The 5,884-nt window shown below is 46.8% G+C and carries 2 tRNA genes and 3 rRNA genes; all 5 read right to left on the bottom strand.

The annotated features are described in order from the left end of the window. Positions 1 to 25 precede the first annotated feature (25 nt). Positions 26 to 137, bottom strand: a 5S ribosomal RNA gene (gene rrf / locus EHC72_RS22340). Between the two features lie 146 nt (positions 138 to 283). Then, positions 284 to 3,156 (bottom strand): 23S ribosomal RNA (locus EHC72_RS22335). Between the two features lie 409 nt (positions 3,157 to 3,565). Further along, a tRNA-Ala gene (locus tag EHC72_RS22330) sits at positions 3,566 to 3,639 on the bottom strand. Between the two features lie 66 nt (positions 3,640 to 3,705). Then, positions 3,706 to 3,783, bottom strand: a tRNA-Ile gene (locus tag EHC72_RS22325). Between the two features lie 198 nt (positions 3,784 to 3,981). Continuing rightward, a 16S ribosomal RNA gene (locus EHC72_RS22320) occupies positions 3,982 to 5,501 on the bottom strand. Together the 16S, 23S and 5S rRNA genes with 2 tRNA genes alongside form the textbook arrangement of a ribosomal RNA operon. Between the last annotated feature and the right edge of the window lie 383 nt (positions 5,502 to 5,884).

Raw genomic sequence — 5,884 nt, 5'->3', positions numbered from 1 at the left:
TTAAGTTGCAAGGGTTTCTTTTAAGATTTGGCACCGACCTACTCTCCCACGTGTTACCGCAGTACCATCGGCTCTGGTGGGCTTAACTTCTCTGTTCGGAATGGGAAGAGGTGGACACCACCGATATAGGCACCTAAATGTTTTTATTTAAAGCTTAAAGATAAAAGCTCAAAGATAAAAGCTATTTGTATTTCGCTTTAATCTTTAGTCTTTCAGCTGTTCGCTTGAAATGACATATTATTGAAAGAAGTTAAGTTTTGAAGAACAAACAACAGTATGTTGCTTTTGAAAGCTTCGGATGATTAGTATTACTCGACTATGCTGTCACCAGCTTTACATCTGTAACCTATCAACGTAGTAGTCTTCTACGGTCCTATATGGAATTCTCATCTCGTGGCTAGTTTCGCACTTAGATGCTTTCAGCGCTTATCTATTCCCAGCGTAGCTACTCTGCAATGCCCCTGGCGGAACAACAGATTCACTAGAGGCTAGTCCAACCCGGTCCTCTCGTACTAAGGTCAGCCCCACTCAAAATTCCTACGCCCACAACAGATAGGGACCGAACTGTCTCGCGACGTTCTGAACCCAGCTCGCGTGCCACTTTAATCGGCGAACAGCCGAACCCTTGGGACCTTCTCCAGCCCCAGGATGTGACGAGCCGACATCGAGGTGCCAAACCTCCCCGTCGATATGAGCTCTTGGGGGAGATCAGCCTGTTATCCCCAGCGTACCTTTTATCCTTTGAGCGATGGCCCTTCCATGCAGAACCACCGGATCACTATATCCGTCTTTCGACCCTGATCGACTTGTCTGTCTCACAGTCAAGCAAGCTTATGCTATTGCACTCCTCATACGGTTACCAAGCGTATTGAGCTTACCTTTGAAAGCCTCCGTTACCTTTTTGGAGGCGACCACCCCAGTCAAACTACCCATCAAACAATGTCTCCCCAGGGGGGATTAGACACCGAATACAGAAAGGGTGGTATTTCAACGTTGGCTCCACGACACCTAGCGATGCCGCTTCAAAGCCTCCCACCTATCCTACACATCCTGTATCCAATGTCAATGTTAAATTGTAGTGAAGGTGCATGGGGTCTTTCCGTCCCGTTGCGGGTACCCGGCGTCTTCACCGGGACCACAATTTCACCGAGCTCATGGCTGAGACAGCGCCCAGATCGTTACACCATTCGTGCAGGTCGGAACTTACCCGACAAGGAATTTCGCTACCTTAGGACCGTTATAGTTACGGCCGCCGTTTACTGGGGCTTCGATTCAATGCTTCTCCTTGCGGATGACATCCCCTCTTAACCTTCCAGCACCGGGCAGGTGTCAGGCCTTATACTTCATCTTTCGATTTTGCAAAGCCATGTGTTTTTGTTAAACAGTCGCCTGGGCCTTTTCACTGCGGCTGACATTACTGCCAGCGCCCCTTCTCCCGAAGTTACAGGGCCATTTTGCCGAGTTCCTTAGCCATGATTCACTCGAGCACCTTAGAATTCTCTTCCCGGATACCTGTGTCGGTTTGCGGTACGGGTTTTTATAACCTGAAGCTTAGCGGTTTTTCTTGGAAGTCTGTTTACCTGCTCTATCCACTCAACCGAAGTCTCGCGGTACTATTAGGTTTCAGCTAGGTCTGCGGATTTGCCTACAGTCCTAATACCTACGCCCTTTAACGATCTATTCCGTCAGATCGCGGCAGTGTCACTACTCCGTCCCCACATCGCAGTTATAAAAAGTACTGGAATATTAACCAGTTGTCCATCGAATTTCCCCTTCGGGTTCTCCTTAGGTCCCGACTAACCCTGATCCGATTAGCGTTGATCAGGAAACCTTATCCTTTCGGTGGGCGGGTTTCTCTCCCGCCTTATCGTTACTTATGCCTACATTTGCTTTTCTATACGCTCCAGCACCCATTACCAGATACCTTCTCTGCATATAGAATGCTCCCCTACCGATATATTTCAATCCCATAGCTTCGGTGATACACTTAATGCCCGTTTATTATCCATGCCCGATCGCTCGACTAGTGAGCTGTTACGCACTCTTTAAATGAATGGCTGCTTCCAAGCCAACATCCTAGCTGTCTGTGCAATCGGACCTCGTTAGTTCAACTTAGCGTACACTTAGGGACCTTAGCTGATGGTCTGGGTTCTTTCCCTCTCGGCCCGTGACCTTAGCACCCCGGGCCTCACTGCAGATCATATTTAATAGCATTCGGAGTTTGTCTGGATTTGGTAGGATTTGACTCCCCCGCACCCAATCAGTAGCTCTACCTCTATTAAACTTAATATCCACGCTGTTCCTAAAAACATTTCGGGGAGTACGAGCTATTTCCCAGTTTGATTAGCCTTTCACCCCTACCCACAGATCATCCGGAAACTTTTCAACGTTTATCGGTTCGGTCCTCCAGTACGTGTTACCGCACCTTCAACCTGTCCATGGGTAGATCACAAGGTTTCGCGTCTACCTCCTCTGACTATACGCCCTATTCAGACTCGCTTTCGCTTCGGATCCGTGTCTTAAACACTTAACCTTGCCAGAGAAGAGTAACTCGTAGGCTCATTATGCAAAAGGCACGCCGTCACGCCACCTGGACGCTCCGACCGCTTGTAAGTACACGGTTTCAGGTTCTATTTCACTCCCCTGTTCGGGGTTCTTTTCACCTTTCCCTCACGGTACTGGTTCACTATCGGTCTCTCAGGAGTATTTAGCCTTACCGGATGGTGCCGGCAGATTCCCACAAGGCGTCTCCGACCTCGCGGTACTCAGGATACTACTAGGCTAACATTCTATACGTGTACTGGGCTATCACCATGTATCGCCGGGCTTCCCATCCCGTTCCACTTCTGTTTGTTAATACCACATCGTAGTCCTACAACCCCCATTTTGCCGTAACAAAATAGGTTTGGGCTCTTTCCCGTTCGCTCGCCACTACTTAGGAAATCATTATTATTTTCTCTTCCTCTGCTTACTTAGATGTTTCAGTTCGGCAGGTTTGCTCATTATGTGACTAGTCTTCAACTAGCCGGGTTGCCCCATTCGGAAATCTTCGGATCAATTCCTATTTGCAAATACCCGAAGCTTATCGCAGCTTATCACGTCCTTCATCGCCTCTGAGAGCCAAGGCATCCCCCGTGTACTCTTTCTTACTTTCTTCTACTTATACGCCTTTTGCGCCGTATAGTATGCTTTTTTGCTCTTGTTATGATGTCTCATACTTATCTATCATTTGCATGCTAGTTAAGTGAGCACAAACACAACAGTCGCCTATTGTTGTTTGCTCTTCTTTTTTAACTTCTTCCAATATGTCAAAGAACTTTACTAAGGTATAACCCTTAGGGTATAAGGGTGGAGGGTTTCATTTTCCTCTGCCCAAGCCTAAGCTTATTCCTTATTAGTAAAAAACTGCGGTCTCGAACCGTTTAATATATATCATCTATATACTTGCCCCTTGGCGTTTTCTTCTTTCTTAATCTTTATGTCAATGTAACCTATCTATCCTGATAGTTTCTTTTTTGTTTTTTGAAAGCTTTCTGCTTTATCCTTCAAGCTTTAAGCTCAAATGTGGAGAATAACGGAGTCGAACCGTTGACCTCCTGCGTGCAAGGCAGGCGCTCTAGCCAGCTGAGCTAATCCCCCAGATTCAGTTGCCAGTTCTTCAGTTTACAGTATCATTACTGCTTATTGTTAACTGTGTACCTTTAATGGTAGTCCCGTCCAGATTTGAACTGGAGACCCCTACATTATCAGTGTAGTGCTCTAACCAGGCTGAGCTACGGGACTTTATGGTTTAAGTTACAGTAATCTAGCGCAGTATATAGTATCTTACCGCTACTGCTCCTTTTTATCTGCACCTATTCTTTTAAGTATCCCCGCTCTATACCTTTAAGTATAGGCACCGAACTTATATTCTGGGTGTTTCTTTTTTCTCTTCTTGTTTAGAGTATCATGTTGCGCAGCGAGTAGTCAATGCTACTCCAGAAAGGAGGTATTCCAGCCGCACCTTCCGGTACGGCTACCTTGTTACGACTTAGCCCCAGTTATCGGTTTTACCCTAGGACGCTCCTTTCGGTTACATACTTTAGGTACCCCCAACTTCCATGGCTTGACGGGCGGTGTGTACAAGGCCCGGGAACGTATTCACCGCGTCATTGCTGATACGCGATTACTAGCGAATCCAACTTCATGGGGTCGAGTTGCAGACCCCAATCCGAACTGTGAATGGCTTTGTGAGATTCGCATACTGTTGCCAGCTAGCTGCCCTCTGTACCATCCATTGTAGCACGTGTGTAGCCCCGGACGTAAGGGCCATGATGACTTGACGTCGTCCCCTCCTTCCTCTCTGTTTGCACAGGCAGTCTGTTTAGAGTCCCCACCATCACGTGCTGGCAACTAAACATAGGGGTTGCGCTCGTTGCGGGACTTAACCCAACACCTCACGGCACGAGCTGACGACAGCCATGCAGCACCTAGTTTCGTGTGATTGCTCACTTATTTATCTCTAAATAATTCACTAACTTTCAAGCCCGGGTAAGGTTCCTCGCGTATCATCGAATTAAACCACATGCTCCTCCGCTTGTGCGGGCCCCCGTCAATTCCTTTGAGTTTCACTCTTGCGAGCGTACTCCCCAGGTGGAACACTTAACGCTTTCGCTTAGCCGCTGACTGTGTATCGCCAACAGCGAGTGTTCATCGTTTAGGGCGTGGACTACCAGGGTATCTAATCCTGTTTGATCCCCACGCTTTCGTGCCTCAGCGTCAATAAAACCATAGTAAGCTGCCTTCGCAATCGGTGTTCTGAGACATATCTATGCATTTCACCGCTACTTGTCTCATTCCGCCTACCTCTAGTCCATTCAAGCCCATCAGTATCAAAGGCACTGCGATAGTTGAGCTACCGTCTTTCACCTCTGACTTAACAGGCCGCCTACGCACCCTTTAAACCCAATAAATCCGGATAACGCTTGGATCCTCCGTATTACCGCGGCTGCTGGCACGGAGTTAGCCGATCCTTATTCTTCTGGTACATTCAGCTATCTACACGTAAATAGGTTTATTCCCAGATAAAAGCAGTTTACAACCCATAGGGCAGTCTTCCTGCACGCGGCATGGCTGGTTCAGAGTTGCCTCCATTGACCAATATTCCTTACTGCTGCCTCCCGTAGGAGTCTGGTCCGTGTCTCAGTACCAGTGTGGGGGGTCATCCTCTCAGATCCCCTAGTCATCGTCGCCTTGGTGGGCCGTTACCCCGCCAACTAGCTAATGACACGCATGCCCATCTTAATCCTATAAATATTTGATCATTGAATAATGCTATTCTGTGATTTTATGCGGTGTTAATCCGAATTTCTTCGGGCTATCCCCCTGATTAAGGTAGGTTGCATACGCGTTACGCACCCGTGCGCCGGTCTCAAGCTAGCAAGCTAACTCTACCCCTCGACTTGCATGTATTAGGCCTGCCGCTAGCGTTCATCCTGAGCCAGGATCAAACTCTCCATTGTAAAATGTGTTGTAAGATGCTGACCAGTTTTAACTATCGTTAAAAATAGTCTTCTTTTTTAATTTGTCTGTTAGACATTGTCTTTAAAATAAAGCGACGGTATTCTGTACTTGAATGCGTACTTCATTACCTCGCTACGCTACATTGACATCTCTTTTAAGAACTTATTGATCTAAGTAAACCTCACGGCCGATCGTTTGTATATATCTTTAAACTTTAATATCCTTCAGGGTCTTAATATTCCCTAAATTCAATCCCGTTTATTTCAATCTTTTTTTATTCCCTTCCGCAACATCCGCTGCTTCTGGATCCCTTCGTTTCCGTTTGGGATTGCAAAGGTAGAAAAACTTTTTTAATCCGCAAGAAAAATAAAATCTTTTTTTT

This window comes from Pedobacter nototheniae (assembly GCF_004335085.1).
Classification (GTDB): Bacteria; Bacteroidota; Bacteroidia; order Sphingobacteriales; family Sphingobacteriaceae; genus Pedobacter; species Pedobacter nototheniae.
The sequence above is the reverse complement of the archived record's forward strand: the minus strand, read 5'-3'. Positions and strand labels throughout refer to the sequence as shown.